Origin of the sequence: Paeniglutamicibacter gangotriensis Lz1y (genome assembly GCF_000348945.1) — a bacterium.
Lineage (GTDB): Bacteria > Actinomycetota > Actinomycetes > Actinomycetales > Micrococcaceae > Paeniglutamicibacter > Paeniglutamicibacter gangotriensis.
In genome coordinates, this window is the sequence record NZ_AOCK01000007.1 from 101,087 (window position 1) to 115,602 (window position 14,516).

Consider the following 14,516-nt stretch of genomic DNA (forward strand, 5'->3'; position numbering starts at 1 on the left):
GGCCGTCTCGTCAAGCGTTGCCCGCCGCATGCAGGTGATGTGAACAGCAGCACCCGCACACCAGGTGCAGGGCGTGCGGGTGCGTTCTAGAATTCTCCGTCGCGGAGCTTTTCTAAGGCGCTATTAAGATCCACCGGGTAGTCGCTGGTGTATTCGACCCATTCGCCGGTGACCGGGTGGTTGAAGCCCAGACGCTGGGCATGCAGCCATTGCCGGGTCAGCCCGAGTGCCGCGGAAAGCTTTGGATCTGCCCCATAGGTCTGGTCTCCGGCGCAGGGGTGACGCATCGCGGAAAAGTGTACGCGGATCTGGTGGGTGCGCCCGGTTTCCAAGACGACCTCCACCAATGAGGCACGGCCGAAGGCTTCAAGGACCTTGTAGTGGGTGACCGAGGCACGCCCGTCCTCCAGGACAGCGAACTTCCAGTCGTGACCTGGGTGCCGGCCCAAGGGTGCGTCGATGGTGCCTTCGAGCGGGTCTGGAAGGCCCTGGACCACCGCATGGTAAATCTTCTTCGTGGTTCGTTCCTTGAAGGCGCGCTTGAGCGCAGTGTAGGCTCGTTCGCTCTTGGCGACCACCATCAGTCCGCTGGTTCCCACATCGAGGCGGTGCACGATGCCTTGGCGCTCGGCGGAGCCGGAGGTCGAGATGCGGTAGCCCGCCCCGGCCAACGCGCCGACTACTGTGGGCCCGACCCAGCCCGGCGAGGGATGCGCTGCGACTCCGACGGGTTTGTCGATGACCACGTAGTCATCCTCGTCAGCAATGATCTTGAGGTCTTCCACGATTTCTACCCTAATTTCCAGTGGGTCCGGACGAAGTGGGATGAAGACTTCGATGGTCGCCCCGGCGGGGGCCTTACGGGATTTGCCCAGTGCCTTTCCGGCCAGCGTGACGTTGCCTTCGGTGCACAGTAAAGCCGCCTGGACCCGGGAGAGCCCGAGTCGACGCGTCAGGAGGGCATCGATCCGGGTCCCTGCTTCGTCAGGGGAGACCACCAGCTGTTCGGTGCGTGGTTCGCTCACGGCGTTTCCTGCCCGTCGTTTCCGTTAAGTTTTGGGTTCGGTTTCACGGCCCCGCTTTTGCTGCCATCAAGCTCTCTGCCGGTGAAAAGCAACAGGCAGATGCCAATCATCGAGCACACGATGAACATATCTGCCACGTTGAAGATGGCGAAGTTGGGTAGCGCGATGAAGTCGACCACGTGCCCGTTGCCGAAGGACGGTTCCCTGAAGAGCCGATCGGTAAGGTTTCCGGCGACCCCGCCCATGAGACCACCCAGGGCCAGCGCCCAGGGCCAGACACGGATCTTGCGTACCAAGAACACCGCGACATAGATCAATACCGCTGCCTGGATGATGGTGAAAATCCAGGTGAAGCCCTCCCCCATGGAAAAGGCTGCACCGGAGTTCTTGATGTAATACCAACGCAACAGCGGCGCGAAAACATCGATGGACTGCCCCACCTCCATGGTGGTCTCGACCACGCGTTTGGTGAGCTGGTCCAGGACCAGTGCCACGGCGGCAAGAAGCACCGTGACAAGCACCATACGTCGCCGGAGCTCGCCGCCCCTCGCGTGTGGGGCAGCATCCTGCGAAGCCGGTGGTTCAGAGCTGTAGTCCATCATGTCCTTTAACGCATTGTTGGCGGCCGGTTACCCGACCGCCAACAATCCTAAGCCATCAATTTATGAGGCGTGTGGTGAAGCAGATTAGCCGTTGTCCTTGGCTTCTGTCGTGTCCATGGAGCCCTTGGCTTCGAGGTCGCGTAGCTGACCTTCGATGTAGGTCTTCAAACGGGCACGGTAGTCGCGCTCGAAGCCGCGCAGCTGCTCGACCTTGCGCTCCAGAACGGTCTTCTGCTGTTCCAGGGCCGACAGGGTCTTGCGGCTCTTCTCCTCAGCATCGGTGACGAGGCCGGTGGCCTCGACCTGAGCTTCGGCAATGATCTTGTCACGCTGTTCAACACCTGCGGAGACGTATTCGTCGTGCAAACGCTGGGCCATGGCAAGAACGCCGGCTGCGGATTCTGCGGTGGAACCCGATGCGGGAGCTGCTGCCGGGGCTGCTGCAACAACCTTGGCTGGCTCTGCTGCCTTCGGAGTTTCGGCGGCCTTGGTCTCTTCCTTCTTGACCTCGGGAGCCTTTGTTTCCTTGGGCTTCTCGGCCTCTGCCGGCTTGGCTGCCGGGGCAGCTGCCACAGGAGCTGGAACTGCCTGATCGCCTTCGCTGATGCCGGCTTCCGACAGGCGGCGACGCAGTTCGTCGTTCTCCTGCGTCAGACGACGTAGCTCGACAACGATCTCGTCTAGGAAATCGTCAACTTCATCCTGATCGTAGCCTTCACGAAACTTCGTCGGCTGAAATCGCTTGTTGACTACATCTTCTGGCGTGAGAGCCATCTGGTCACCTCGAATACTTGGTTCTATCCTCGAACCGCTGAAGTGCGGCCCGAGTACACTTACCGTCTACTGGTGCGTAACCCGGTGCAGTCGTTACGCCTAATGTGACAACACTATAACGACTGAACCGATAAAGGCTAAAGGACGGAGAGTTTCTTGTGGAAATCCTCTTGCTTCAACCCTTGTCGCAACCTAATTCATGCCTCTTGCAAGGCCTATCCGTTCATTGCGCCAATGCCCAGGTTGTTGACCAGGATCTTGAGAACAATGACGGCTAAGAACAAAATGATGAACGCCAAATCAAGGCGTATTCCCCCGAAATCAAGGGGTTTAATGCGGGATCGCAACCAACGCATTGGCGGATCGGTGGTCTTGGCGATCATCGAGACCAAAACCAATGCCATGCCCTTGGGCCGCCACGAGCGGGCAAAGGACTCCGTGATATCCAGCACTATGCGCAAAAGCAACATGATTTGCAAGACCGTCAGCACCACATACAGCAGTGCGAAAATAAGCTCCACTATGCCTAGAACCCTTGGACTTAGCTCTGGTTAAAGAAGGTGGCCTGGTCTTCGGACTGATTCTTGTCCTCACCCAGGACCTCCACGGAGGACGGCGAGAGCAAGAACACCTTGTTGGTGACTCGCTCGATGCTGCCATGCAGGGCAAAGACGAGGCCAGCCGAGAAATCGACCAGACGCTTCGCGTCGCCTTCACCCATGTCCGTGACGTTCATGATGACTGGAATGCCATCACGGAAATTCTCCCCAATGATTTTTGCATCATTGTAGGACCGTGGATGAACGGTGGTGATCTGACGCAATGAAGAGTCCTCGTCCCGTGCTGAAGGAGCGCGCTTGATGGGTGTTACCGGAGCCCGGTATTCGTTATCGATGACAGGGCGTGGTGCCACTGGTGCTACCGGAGCAGGCTGTGCGGCAACCGGTTCTTCGCGGACCGGCTCGACGACGCGCACTTCTTCACGCGCTTCAATGTCGTGCTTTTCGGCCTCGAAGTTCTCGTCACCCTCGGCGAGTCCCAGGTAGATCATTGTCTTGCGCAATGCGCCAGCCATGGTCTTCTCCTTTAATCGTGCGCGGTCGACGGATGTGCCGTACCGCAAGTCTCTCCGCTAACTCGACGCTACAGCACCATGTGATGGTGCCCGAGGACATCGAGACGTTTAGCGCGGTGTGTCGCCCCTAGGGGCTTGGGTGCTGCAGATCGGTCGTGTACTCCGGGGCTGCGTGCAAAGTGGTGATTATCCTATCCCAGACCAGTCCCGCCAACCGTCCGGTGGCAGGATCCCTGCGATAGGAAAAGTAGTTTTTGTTCTCCAGGGTACAGATCCCGGACTCGGTGACCGCCACACCCTGCTCTCGCAGTTCTGCGGCCGCAGCGGCCGGCAGATCAAGTCCGGAGGTTCCCTGGGTGGTTCTCGATGCGATTCCGGGTCGCTGTGCTTCGGCGTCGGCGGCCATCTCGGCCGGGACCTCGTAGCAGCGCCCGCAAATCGCTGGCCCGATCCACGCCTCGAGGCGTGTTGCCCCGGCGGCGTGCATGCTCTCGATGGTGGCCGAAAGGATTCCGTCGAGCAGACCGCGGCGGCCGGCATGAGCGACAGCACTGATGGTGCGCTCTCCCGCCGTTCCAACAAACACGACCGGCACGCAATCGGCGACCATCACGGCCAGCGGCTGGCTGGCATCGGCACTGAATAACGCATCGCAGGTGGGGATCACGGATTCCTCCGGGGCCCGATTCACCTCGAGGACCGTGGCCGTGTGGATTTGGTCCATGTAGCTGAACCGCTGCGGGCCCAGCTCCAACGCATCTTCCAGGTCGCGACGCCGCAGCAGCACGGCGTCGCGATCATCCGGGACGTGGAAGGCGAGGTTCCCCTCGGCCACGGAAGTGAAGGCAATGTTCACGCTCGGTGCGAGCGTGGATTGATATCGCAACATGGTCGGCCTCGGGGAACCCTTCTCCAGGTGTTTGACTCCTACTTCAGGAAGTCAGGGACATCCAGGTCGTCATTGGTTGCCGAGAGGTCCGGCTCAACGATGGCCGGCAGTTCCTCAAAACCGGACTCTGCCGTGGCGACGGCCGCGTGGGCCTCTTCACGAGCAGGGGCCGGAGCCGAGGCCGGTACCGCTGGAGCTGCTGCAGGTGCCGCCGGAGCCGAGCGCGGCACATGCACCGGTGCCGGTGCGGCACTGGTGGCATCAACCTGATCGAAGCCTGCGGCAATCACCGTCACCCGGGCCTCGTCACCCAGGGCGTCGTCGATGACGGCGCCGAAGATGATGTTGGCTTCGGGGTGGGCCACTTCCTGAACGAGGCGGGCCGCCTCGTTGATTTCGAACAGACCCAGATCCGAGCCGCCCTGAATGGACAGCAGGACGCCGTGGGCGCCATCGATGGATGCTTCAAGCAGCGGGGAGGCGATGGCCAGTTCCGCGGCCTTGACGGCGCGGTCCTCGCCACGAGCCGAACCGATACCCATGAGGGCCGAGCCTGCACCCTGCATGACGGACTTGACGTCCGCGAAGTCAAGGTTGATCAAACCCGGGGTGGTGATCAGGTCGGTGATGCCCTGAACGCCGGAAAGCAGCACCTGGTCGGCTTGACGGAATGCGTCAAGCACCGAGACGTTGCGGTCGGAAATCGAGAGCAGTCGATCGTTGGGGATGACGATGAGAGTGTCGACCTCGTCGCGCAGCGCCTCAATGCCGTTATCGGCACTCGTGGCGCGGCGGCGTCCCTCGAAGGTGAACGGGCGGGTGACCACACCAATGGTCAGCGCGCCGAGTCCTCGGGCGATGCGGGCGATGACAGGTGCGCCACCGGTGCCGGTGCCGCCGCCTTCGCCTGCTGTCACGAAGACCATGTCGGCCCCGCGAAGCACTTCCTCGATTTCCTCCGCGTGATCCTCTGCCGCCTGGCGACCCACATCGGGGTTCGCTCCGGCGCCGAGGCCACGGGTAAGTTCGCGTCCCACATCGAGTTTGACGTCGGCATCGCTCATGAGCAATGCCTGCGCATCCGTGTTAATTGCAATAAATTCGACGCCTCGCAGGCCAACTTCGATCATGCGGTTGACGGCGTTGACGCCACCACCGCCGATGCCGACGACCTTGATGACGGCGAGGTAGTTCTGTGGAGCTGCCACGTCCTGTTTCCCTTGTTCGATGTGCTGCTGACCGAGGAAGCTCAACCGGACCAACCCTAACCCTCAACTGGAAGGTTATAGTTATGTCAAGCAACCGCTATGAAAACGCTATGTTTCGTAGTCCTTACATGCAACGACCACGGCCGCGTGTCGCCGCAAAGTCGTTGTTTAATCCTGTAATTACGCCTTGGGCGCACCATTACCGAGCCACTGGGTGGTTCGGGCTGGAAATGTCGTAGACCTTGATCGGTGAACTCTTGTCCTTGGGGGCTGCCAGAAGCGCCTCCAAGACCTTGGCCTTGAGCGCAGGATCCTGGTCGTTACCCCAAATCACCCGTGTCCCGCTCTTAAGCTTGAGCTCAACAAAGTCCTTGCTCGAGGCCGATGCGTGGTCTACCGACTTCAACAGCTTATCCGGTAGTTCCGAGAGAACGCTGGTGAGCATCGAGAACACCTTGGGGTCCTTGGCCGCCTTCGAGGAGCGAATAGTAGGAAGCTTTGGCTTGTCCTTGCCACCCAACACCGCCAACCGCTGCCCTTCTGGGCCGACCAGCGAACGCTTCTTCCCCTCAAGCAACACCGCTACCGGAACGTGTTCCACGATCTGGACGTGCAACACGTTCTCCGCCTCGGACTGGACAATCGCGTCCTTAACCCCGGGCTCTCCAGAGAGCAGTTCCATCACCTTGCCGGTGCCGACCCGTGAGAGTGGGACCCCGTGCAGCGGCTCCAACGCAGTCTGGATCTTCTTTTCACTGACCAACGAATTACCGCTCACGGTGATCGACTTGATCGCCAGGATCGGGGAAAACGTCAGCACGAGCACCAGCGTGATCACCAATCCGGCCACCACACCGGCGCCGATAAGCCAACGCTTCTTGGTACGCAGCGCAGGATCTTCGGGCAGGTCCAGAACATTGCTGGATCCTGGGCGGCGCGAAGCGTTTGCCATCATCAGCGGACCAGGCGTTCTTCCAGAGCTGCCAGGATGGCGCTGCCCTGCTCGGTGACGTCCCCGGCACCAATGGTCATGATCACGTCCCCGGCTTTCGCCGAGGCAGCCAGCACGACGGCAGCCTCGGCCATCGACACCGGGCCACCTGCGGTATCCAGTTCACTGGTCACCAATTCGCTGGTCACTCCCGGGATCGGGGATTCGCGCGCGGCATAGATCTCCAGCACGTGGGCCGAATCGGCCAACGACAATGCGGAAGCGAATTCGCGGTGAAATTCCTGCGTGCGGGAGAACAGATGCGGCTGGAACAGCACATGAACTGCACCTTCCCCGGCCACTGCGCGGGCGGCGCGCAAGGCTGCCAACACCTCGGTGGGATGGTGGGCGTAATCGTCGTAGACCCGCACCCCGGCGGACTCGCCGCGGAAATCGAAGCGGCGCGCAGCACCGCTGAAGGCACCGAGTCCGGCCACTGCCGCCGCGGGATCCATTCCACAATCCAGGCCCACGGCAAAGCCGGCAGCGGCATTAAGCAGATTGTGGTTTCCCGGCAGGGCGAGTTCGAGCTCGGCTGCTTCTGCGCTGCCCCAGTGCAGATCGCAGGCGAATCGTTGGCCGCGCGGGTGGGCGTTGGCCAGTCGGAGGTCGGCCTGTTCGGAGAAACCGTAGGTCTGCACGCGCAGGTCCGGACGTTCACTGCGCATCCGCACGGCCAGGGCCCGGGAACCGGGATCATCCGCGCAACAGATCAACAGCCCGGATTCCGGAAGCAGCGAGGCAAAGTCATAAAAAGCCTGGTGCACCGCTTCCACCGACCCGTAGTGGTCGAGGTGGTCGGCCTCGATGTTGGTGATGACCGCGACATCCGGGGAATAGTTCAGGAACGAGGCATCGGATTCGTCGGCCTCGGCCACGAACAGTCCGCCCTGCCCATATTCGGCATTCACGCCCAGCGAGGCGATGTTCGCCCCGACCGCGAAGGTCGGGGACAGCCCGGCATCGCGCAGCATGAAGGCGATCAGCGAGGTGGTGGTGGTCTTGCCGTGGGTTCCTGCCACGGTGATCACCCGGTGGCCCTCCATGGTCGCGGCAAGGCCTTGTGAACGGTGCAGGATGCGCAGCCCGCGGGCCACCGCCTCGTCATATTCCGGGTTGCCTTCCTTGATGATCGACGAGATCACCAGGGTGTCGGCATCACCCAGGTTCTTCGCGTCGTATCCCACACAGATCCGGGCCCCTGCCTCCCGCAGATCCGTGAGCACGGGAAGTTCCTTGGCGTCGGTGCCCGAGACCTTCAGCCCGCGGGCCAGCATCAGTCGTGCCACGGCCGATACCCCGACCCCGGCGATGCCCATCAGGTGGACGTTTCCCAGGTTCTCGAGTGTGTGTAGTTCCTGCATGTCCCTTAGCTTCCCGTTCCATGTTGCGGTGTCGCGCGGCCCAGCGTGCGGCGGATCATCTCCGCCATGACCTCGGCGGCGTCGGTTTTACCTTGGGTCTTGGCCGCCGCACCCATGGCGGCCAACGCCGCCGGGTCCTGCAGCAGTGGCAGCACCGTGTCGGCGAGGTATTGCGTGGTGAACTTCGAGTCTTCCACCAGCACCGCTCCCCCGGCGGCCACCAGGTCGGCGGCGTTGAGCCGCTGCTCCCCGTTGCCGATGGGCAGCGGAACAAGCACCGAAGGGGTTCCTGCCACCGCGAGCTCGCACACCGTGCCGGCCCCGGAACGGGCCACCAACAGGTCAGCAGCGGCGTAGGCCTGGTCCATGGAATCCACGTATTCGACCTGTCGGTAGCCCTCGGCAGTCAACGGGTTTCCATGCGCGTCGGCGATGGTCTTGCCTCGACCGGTGATGTGCAGGACTTGGACTCCCGCCGCGATGAGCGTTTCGAGCCCTGCGGCGATGGTGGAGTTGATCGATGCAGCACCTGAAGAACCACCGGTGACAACCAGCGCCGGCCCCTCAGCGCTGAAGCCCATCGCAGCACGGGCGCTTTCGCGCAGGGCCTGACGGTCCATGGTGGCCACGAACCCGCGCATCGGCATGCCCACGACCTGGGCCCCGGGCAGGGACGTGCCGCTGAAGGCTGCACCCACGCCGGCGGCCCAGCGGGCGCCGACCTTGTTCGCCAGCCCGGCCCGGGCATTGGCCTCGTGCACGAAGATCGGCAGCTTACGCATCTTGGCCGCCAGGTAGACCGGCGTGCAGACATATCCCCCGACCCCAAGCACCGCCTGGGCCTGCGTCTCATCAAGGATCTTCCCTGCGGCCTTGATCGCCGACCAAAACCGGAAGGGCAGCTTGAGCAGGTCCACCGAGGGCCGCCGTGGCATCGGGACCTTATTGATGGTGCGCAGCTCGTAGCCGGCCTCGGGCACCAGGGTGGTTTCTAGTGCCCCGGGTGTCCCCACGGCGGTGATTTGCGTGTCGGGCTCGACCTGGCGCAGTGCATCGGCAATGGCGATCATCGGGTTGATGTGTCCGGCGGTGCCGCCGCCGGCAACCACCACGCGTAAGGCGTCGTTCATTTGGATACCTGTACCACTTTCACAAAAAGGATCTGATTTTCCGGTGCTGCGGCTATCGCGTACGGCGTCTGGCCAGCAGGGCGGCGATGCCGCGCGGCGTTCCTGCCGGCTGCAGCCGAACACGTTGTTCCCGGGCAAAGGACAGTACCACCCCGATGCCCAGGAACGTGGCAAGAAGCGCCGAGCCGCCGGAGGAGATGAAGGGCAGTGGGACGCCGATGACCGGCAGCAGGCCGATGACCATCCCGATGTTGATGAATGCCTGGCCGATGATCCAGGACATAATGCCGGCGATCGCCACCCGGCCGAAGATCGTTCCGGTGCGCACCGCGATCCGGTACATGGCCACGGCCAGCATCCCGTAGAGCACGATCACGAAGAGCGTGCCCAGCAGGCCCAGTTCCTCGCCGAGCACCGCGAAGATGAAGTCGTTTTGCGCCTCGGGGATGTGCGACCATTTCTGCCGCGACTGGCCCAGGCCCACGCCGAACCAACCGCCCGAGGCCAGCGCGTAGATGCCCTGCTGTGCCTGGTAGCAGTAGTCCTGGGAGCCGGCGGCCGGCGGGCCGGCGGCACAGCCAAAGAGCCAGGCCGTGACGCGGCCCAGGCGCGTGGGAGCCAGCAGCACCGCAGCTGTCAACCCGACCGCGGCAAGCCCTGCGCCGATGACAAAAATCTTCCGGGGCGCACCGCCGACGAACAACACCACGACCAGGACCAAGCCCAGGACCAGGGCGGTACCCAGGTCCTTGCCGATCAACACCAGTAGCAGCACCAGCCCGCCGACAGGGACCAGCAGCGGGACCAGCGCATGCTTCCAGTGGCCCATCAGCTTGGTCTTGCGCTCGACGATCGCTGCCCCCCACAGCGCCAGCGCGGCCTTGGCAAATTCCGAGGGCTGCACAGAGAAGGCGCCGAAGCGGATCCAGTTCTTGTTGCCGTAGATCTCCGTGCCGATGGCCAGCACCAGGATCAGCAGGGCGATGGCGCCGATGATCGCCGGCCATGCCAGCGACTTAAGCACCTTGGGGGCAACTTGTTGCATACCCAGCATGCAGGCAACGCCGACCAGTGCCCAGAGCGACTGCTTGGAGAAGTCGGAGAAGGCAGATTCGTTCCGCGCAATGGCCTCGACCGAGGAGGAAGACAGCACCATGATCAGGCCCATGAACGCCAACGCCAGGGTGGTGCCGAGCACCACGTAGTAGTTGATCTGGGCCCCACGCAGCGACGGGTCCTCGAGTCGGCTGAACCAGGTAGCGACACCGCGTGCTTCAGCGCCCCGGCCGCGCTTGCGGCCGGGGGCGCCAGCCTTGGCGCCCTTGCCGCGCGGGGTCCGGGATGTGCCGCTCATGGTTTCTCCTTACTTACTGGTCTCCCCCATGAGCGCACCGACGGCGCCAATGAAGGCCTCTCCGCGTTGGGCGTATGAGGTGAATTGGTCCATTGAGGCAGCTGCTGGTGCCATCAGCACCGTGTCCCCCGGGGCGGCAATTTCCGCAGCGGCCCTGACAGCAGCTGCCATCACGGACCAGCCGGCGCCCGCGCCTGCTACTGCCTCTTCTTCAGTTTCTCGCACATCGGCCGCGATCACCGGTACCTGCGGCACGTGTCGCTGAAGGGCTTCGCGTAGTCCCGCGGTGTCGGTGCCGATCAGCACCACGGCCTTGAGCCGCGTCGCATTGCTCGAGACCAGCTCGTTGTAGTCAACGCCCTTGGACAGGCCGCCGGCGATCCACACGACCGAGCTAAAGGCACCGAGCGAGGCATTGGCAGCGTGCGGGTTGGTGGCCTTGGAATCATTGATCCACAGCACGTCGTCGCGGCGCGCCACTGCTTGGATGCGGTGGTCCCCGGCATCGTAGCCGGACAGTCCCTTGGCAACTGCCTCGGGTTCAACCCCGAAGGCCCGGGCCAGCGCCGCTGCGGCGGCGGCGTTAGCGGCGGTGTGCCGGGGAACGATCTCACCGATGGAGTCCAGCGGCACAAGTTCTGTGGCTGAGTTCTTGCGGTCCTCGATGAAGGCGCGATCCACCAGAAGATCCTCGACGATCCCGACCATGCTCAGAGACGGGACCCCGGTGGTGAATCCGATGGCGCGGCAGCCCTCAACAACGTCTGCGTTCTCCACCATTGACTCCACCACCGATTCTTCGGCGTTATAGATGGCCGCCAGGCGGGTGCGTTCGTAGATTTTGGCCTTGTCGGCCTTGTAGTTCTCGAACCCGCCGTGCCAGTCCACGTGGTCCTCGGCGATGTTCAGCACCACGGAGGCCAGCGGCGACATGCTGTGGGTGTAGTGCAGCTGGAAGGAGGAGAGTTCCACGGCAATGACGTCGAAGCCCTCGGGGTCCCGGATCGCATCCAGGATGGGGGTGCCCACGTTACCGGCGGCGATCGAACGCAGGCCGGCGGCGCGGAAGATCGACTCGGTCATGCCCACGGTGGTAGTTTTCCCGTTGGTGCCGGTGATGACCACCCATTCGGCGAGCTTGCGCCCCTCTTTTTCGCGTACGCGCCAGGCCAGCTCGACATCCCCCCAGATCTCGATCCCTGCCTCGGCGGCGGCGGCCAGCAGCGGCTGGCGCGGGTTCCAGCCCGGGGAAGCGATGACTAGCTGCGGTGCTTGCCCGTCAATGAGCGGCAGAGCATCGTTGTGTGCGCCGCCCAACAGCACGTCGGTGGCTCCAACGATTTTCAGGGTATCGGCCCGCGCGCGGTTTACCTCGGTGTCCGAACCGTCCACGACGAGAACCTTGGCTCCGAGTTCAATCAGGGTGTCGGCAGCGGAGAACCCACTCAGGCCCAGGCCTGCGACCACCACACGCAGTCCGGCCCAGTCAGATTCCCAGCGCACGAGGTGATCGAGATTGGTGTGTGTCACAGTGCAACAACCCATTCGGAGTAGAAGATACCAAGCCCGGCGGCCACGAAGAGCCCGCCGAGAATCCAGAACCTGACCACGACGTTCTCCTCGGCCCAGCCGGAGAGTTCGAAGTGGTGTTGCAGCGGCGCCATCTTAAAGACGCGTTTGCCGCCGGAGAGTTTAAAGAACCCGACCTGGATGATCACCGAGAGGGTGATCATCACGAACAGGCCGGCCAGCACGAGCAACAGGATCTGCGTGCGTGAAAGTATGGCAAACGCTGCCACGGCCCCGCCGATGGCCAGCGAACCGGTATCGCCCATGAAGATCTTTGCCGGCTTCGCGTTCCACCAGAGGAAGCCGATCAGTGCGCCGCTGAGGATGGCCCCGAGCAGTGCCAAGTCCATGGGGTCCCGCACGGTGTAGCAAACGTTGGCTGACATATCCAGGCCACAGGCCTGGTTCTGCTGCCAAATGCCGATGAGCGTGTAGGCGCCGAAGACCATGATGGAAACGCCGGTGGCCAGCCCGTCCAACCCGTCGGTGAGGTTCACACCGTTGGTGGTGGCCGTGACGATCAGATTGGACCAGATCACGAACAGCACCAGGCCCAGGGCCGGGCCGGCAAAGGCGAGATCGATGTTGGTATCGCGCAGGAACGAGATCGCCGTGGACGCGGGCGTCAGACCTTGACCGTTGGGGAAGTTTAGGGCCAGCACGGCGAAGCCGATGCCCACCACGGCCTGCAGCACGATCTTTTCCCAGGCACGCAGGCCCAGGGAGCGTTTCTTGGCAATCTTGATGAAGTCGTCGAGGAACCCGACCACGCCCATGCCGCCGAAGAGCAGCAGCACCAGCAGCCCGCTGGCCGTAATCCCGTAAGAGGGCCGGCCCATCAGGCTCAGGAGCCCGTGGGTCACGAAGTAGCTCAGGATCACCGCGGCGATGACCACGACCCCGCCCATGGTGGGGGTGCCGGACTTGGTGGCATGGCTGGTCGGCCCGTCGTCGCGGACGACTTGGCCGTATTGCTTGCTTTTGAGCAGGCGGATGAACAACGGCATGGTGACCATTGTGAAGATCAAGGCAATGCCGGATCCCAGGATGAGGGCAATCACTGCGCGGAGCCCTCCTTTGCGGCGGCTGGGCCGCTAGTGGTTTCAGCGATCTGGTCGCCCAGGAAGCGCAATCCCGATCCGTTGGAGGACTTGAACAGCACGATGTCCCCCGGGAGCAGGTTTTCTTTCAGGATGCGGGCTGCGGCCTGGGTGTCTTCGACGTAGTACGCCTCGTCTCCCCAGCTACCTTCAAGCACCGCGGAGTTGTAAGCCAACTTCGCGCCGCGACCCACAACAAGCAGTTTCTTGATGTTCATGCGCACCGCGATACGGCCGAGCATGTCGTGTTCGTGGCGGGATTCATCGCCGAGTTCCAGCATCTCCCCCAGTACCGCCCAGGTGCGCCGGGCGTTGCCGTGGGCGTCGGGCAGGCCGAGTTCGGCCAGCGTGACAAGCGCGGCGCGCATCGAATCCGGGTTCGCGTTGTAGGCGTCGTTGATGATGCTCACCCCGTCGGCCCGCTCGATGCGTTCCATCCGCCAGCGGCTACTCGGACCAAGGCCCTGCAGCACCGCTGCGACGCGGGCGGCATCCAAGCCCAAGTATTCGGCCACCGCGGCGGCCGCCAAGATGTTGGCCACGTGGTGGCGTCCGATGAGCCCGGAGACGACGTGGTGTTTCGAGGAGTCGGCCGAGACCAGGGTGAACACCGGGTGGCCGTCGGCATCGACGTCCAGGTCCTGGGCCCATACCCCTGGAGTGTCGGTGGCAGTGCGCTGGATGCCGAAGCGCAGCACGGGGGCGCTGGTGCGAGATTTCATCGCGGCGACCAGGTTGTCGTCGTTGTTCAGCACCGCCAGTCCAGTGGCCGATAGTGCCTCGACCATTTCGCCCTTGGCCTTGGCAATGTTCTGAATTCCGCCAAATTCCCCGGCGTGTGCCGAACCGACGCCCAGCACCACCCCCACCTCGGGGTGGACCATGTCGGTGAGGTAGCGGATGTGTCCGATGCCGGTGGCACCCATCTCCACGATGAGGTACTTGGTCTCTGCGGTGGCCCGGAAGACCGTCAGCGGGACGCCGACCTCTCCGTTGTAGGAGCCCACCGGTGCGATGGTCGGGCCCAGTTCGCTCAGCAGCGCGGCGAGCAGGTCCTTGGTGGTGGTCTTCCCAGCCGAACCGGTGATACCCACCACGCGCATGCCGTTGGCGGCCTTGAGTCGGGACACGATGGCGGCGGCGATCTGCCCCATGGCGATCACTGCGTCGGGCACGATGATCGCCGGGTGGACGGTGCTGTCTTCCGCGTGCGTTTCGCGTTCGGCAAGGGCCAGCACGGCGCCTTGCTTCATGGCGGAGTCGATGAAGTGGTGGCCGTCGGAGGCTTCCCCGGGCTTGGCCACAAAAAGCCACCCGGTCTCGCAGTCGCGGGAGTCTGTGTCGACCCCGAGGACCTGGGTGTCGGGGTGGGCTGTGTGGGTGAGTCGCCCGCCGGTAATTTCGGCGATTTCGGCGGAAAGTAGATCAATCATGG

14 protein-coding genes are annotated in these 14,516 nt (G+C 63.2%); all 14 read right to left on the reverse strand.

Features of this window, described 5'->3' with window-relative positions; translation table 11 throughout:
- Nucleotides 1–86: 86 nt before the first annotated feature.
- Entirely contained in the window at nt 87–1,025 is a 939-nt protein-coding gene (locus tag ADIAG_RS12450) for an RluA family pseudouridine synthase (RefSeq protein ID WP_007271735.1), read from the reverse strand.
- Nucleotides 1,022–1,624: a signal peptidase II gene (gene lspA / locus ADIAG_RS12455; protein ID WP_007271736.1), complete on the reverse strand. Its 603-nt coding sequence runs from the start codon at nt 1,622–1,624 to the stop codon at nt 1,022–1,024. Before lspA ends, ADIAG_RS12450 begins: the two co-directional genes overlap by 4 nt.
- Before the next feature lie 87 nt (nt 1,625–1,711).
- Nucleotides 1,712–2,401 (reverse strand): DivIVA domain-containing protein, encoded by a 690-nt coding sequence (locus ADIAG_RS12460; protein ID WP_007271737.1) that lies wholly within the window; start codon nt 2,399–2,401, stop codon nt 1,712–1,714.
- A gap of 215 nt (nt 2,402–2,616) precedes the next feature.
- The gene (locus tag ADIAG_RS12465; RefSeq protein ID WP_007271738.1) at nt 2,617–2,922 is read right to left on the reverse strand and encodes a YggT family protein; all 306 of its coding nucleotides are present in this window, start codon (nt 2,920–2,922) and stop codon (nt 2,617–2,619) included.
- A 20-nt stretch (nt 2,923–2,942) separates the two neighbouring features.
- Nucleotides 2,943–3,476, reverse strand: coding sequence for a cell division protein SepF (locus ADIAG_RS12470; protein WP_007271739.1), 534 nt, complete (start codon nt 3,474–3,476; stop codon nt 2,943–2,945).
- Nucleotides 3,477–3,603: 127 nt separating this feature from the next.
- Nucleotides 3,604–4,365, reverse strand: a complete 762-nt coding sequence (gene pgeF / locus ADIAG_RS12475) for a peptidoglycan editing factor PgeF (RefSeq protein WP_007271740.1) — start codon at nt 4,363–4,365, stop codon at nt 3,604–3,606.
- A gap of 38 nt (nt 4,366–4,403) precedes the next feature.
- Entirely contained in the window at nt 4,404–5,573 is a 1,170-nt protein-coding gene (gene ftsZ / locus ADIAG_RS12480; RefSeq protein WP_043474905.1) for a cell division protein FtsZ, read from the reverse strand.
- 199 nt (nt 5,574–5,772) lie between these two features.
- Nucleotides 5,773–6,528 carry a cell division protein FtsQ/DivIB gene (locus ADIAG_RS12485; RefSeq protein WP_007271742.1) on the reverse strand — a complete coding sequence of 252 codons (756 nt, stop codon included), beginning with the start codon at nt 6,526–6,528 and terminating at the stop codon, nt 5,773–5,775.
- The gene (gene murC, locus ADIAG_RS12490) at nt 6,528–7,928 is read right to left on the reverse strand and encodes a UDP-N-acetylmuramate--L-alanine ligase (RefSeq protein ID WP_007271743.1); all 1,401 of its coding nucleotides are present in this window, start codon (nt 7,926–7,928) and stop codon (nt 6,528–6,530) included. Before murC ends, ADIAG_RS12485 begins: the two co-directional genes overlap by 1 nt.
- Before the next feature lie 5 nt (nt 7,929–7,933).
- Nucleotides 7,934–9,058, reverse strand: a complete 1,125-nt coding sequence (murG, locus tag ADIAG_RS12495; RefSeq protein ID WP_007271744.1) for an undecaprenyldiphospho-muramoylpentapeptide beta-N-acetylglucosaminyltransferase — start codon at nt 9,056–9,058, stop codon at nt 7,934–7,936.
- A 52-nt stretch (nt 9,059–9,110) separates the two neighbouring features.
- On the reverse strand, nt 9,111–10,412 hold the full coding sequence (gene ftsW, locus ADIAG_RS12500) for a putative lipid II flippase FtsW (protein ID WP_007271745.1): 1,302 nt from the start codon (nt 10,410–10,412) through the stop codon (nt 9,111–9,113).
- Between the two features lie 9 nt (nt 10,413–10,421).
- The gene (gene murD, locus ADIAG_RS12505) at nt 10,422–11,957 is read right to left on the reverse strand and encodes a UDP-N-acetylmuramoyl-L-alanine--D-glutamate ligase (protein WP_007271746.1); all 1,536 of its coding nucleotides are present in this window, start codon (nt 11,955–11,957) and stop codon (nt 10,422–10,424) included.
- On the reverse strand, nt 11,939–13,042 hold the full coding sequence (gene mraY, locus ADIAG_RS12510) for a phospho-N-acetylmuramoyl-pentapeptide-transferase (RefSeq protein WP_007271747.1): 1,104 nt from the start codon (nt 13,040–13,042) through the stop codon (nt 11,939–11,941). Before mraY ends, murD begins: the two co-directional genes overlap by 19 nt.
- Nucleotides 13,039–14,514: a UDP-N-acetylmuramoyl-tripeptide--D-alanyl-D-alanine ligase gene (locus ADIAG_RS12515; RefSeq protein ID WP_043474835.1), complete on the reverse strand. Its 1,476-nt coding sequence runs from the start codon at nt 14,512–14,514 to the stop codon at nt 13,039–13,041. Before ADIAG_RS12515 ends, mraY begins: the two co-directional genes overlap by 4 nt.
- Nucleotides 14,515–14,516: the final 2 nt, after the last annotated feature.

Excerpts from the sequence above, each read along its gene's own strand:
- lspA (WP_007271736.1), bottom strand. The coding sequence starts at position 1,624 with ATGGACTACAGCTCTGAACCACCGGCTTCGCAGGATGCTGCCCCACAC.
- ADIAG_RS12460 (WP_007271737.1), bottom strand. The coding sequence starts at position 2,401 with ATGGCTCTCACGCCAGAAGATGTAGTCAACAAGCGATTTCAGCCGACG.
- ADIAG_RS12470 (WP_007271739.1), bottom strand. The coding sequence starts at position 3,476 with ATGGCTGGCGCATTGCGCAAGACAATGATCTACCTGGGACTCGCCGAG.
- pgeF (WP_007271740.1), bottom strand. The coding sequence starts at position 4,365 with ATGTTGCGATATCAATCCACGCTCGCACCGAGCGTGAACATTGCCTTC.
- ADIAG_RS12485 (WP_007271742.1), bottom strand. The coding sequence starts at position 6,528 with ATGATGGCAAACGCTTCGCGCCGCCCAGGATCCAGCAATGTTCTGGAC.
- murC (WP_007271743.1), bottom strand. The coding sequence starts at position 7,928 with ATGCAGGAACTACACACACTCGAGAACCTGGGAAACGTCCACCTGATG.
- murG (WP_007271744.1), bottom strand. The coding sequence starts at position 9,058 with ATGAACGACGCCTTACGCGTGGTGGTTGCCGGCGGCGGCACCGCCGGA.
- ftsW (WP_007271745.1), bottom strand. The coding sequence starts at position 10,412 with ATGAGCGGCACATCCCGGACCCCGCGCGGCAAGGGCGCCAAGGCTGGC.
- murD (WP_007271746.1), bottom strand. The coding sequence starts at position 11,957 with ATGGGTTGTTGCACTGTGACACACACCAATCTCGATCACCTCGTGCGC.
- ADIAG_RS12515 (WP_043474835.1), bottom strand. The coding sequence starts at position 14,514 with ATGATTGATCTACTTTCCGCCGAAATCGCCGAAATTACCGGCGGGCGA.